The following is a 480-nucleotide window of genomic DNA, read 5'->3' on the forward strand; positions in this document are numbered from 1 at the left end:
GCGGCCGGGTCTGCGCGATCAGCGCCGCCAGCAGCCGCGCCTGATGCGGCTCGAAGGGATCGGTGCCGGGGGTGTCGATCAGCACGGCGCCGCCGGGCGGGCGCAGCGCGATGGCCTGCAGCGCGGCGGAAGGGGAGGTGGCCTGGGCGAGGCTGGCGCCCAGCACCTCGGCCACGCCGGTCAGCTGGTCGGCAGCACCCGGGCGCTGGTGGTCGGTGTTGATCAGCAGCGGCGGCGATTCGCCGTCCATCACATGGCGCGCGGCGATCTTGACCGAGGTCAGCGTCTTCCCCGCGCCGGGCGGGCCGGCCAGCAGCAGCGGCCGGGTGCCCAGCGCGGGCAGGCCGCCGAAGCGGAAGCTGGCGGCCAGCGTCGCCTCCAGCGGGCCGGTCAGCAGCTTGTCGCGCAGCGGTGCCGGCAGGTTGTGGAAGGTCAGCGCGGCGTCGTCCGAGCCCGGCCCGGGCGGCGGCGGGGCGGGCT

Annotated in this window: 1 pseudogene; it reads right to left on the minus strand. The window is 77.3% G+C overall.

The window, feature by feature from the left end:
* Positions 1 to 480 (minus strand): annotated as a pseudogene (locus tag BKE38_RS30055) (hypothetical protein); the annotation flags it as partial.

It is taken from the genome of Teichococcus deserti (assembly GCF_001982615.1).
GTDB classification, from domain to species: Bacteria; Pseudomonadota; Alphaproteobacteria; order Acetobacterales; family Acetobacteraceae; genus Pseudoroseomonas; species Pseudoroseomonas deserti.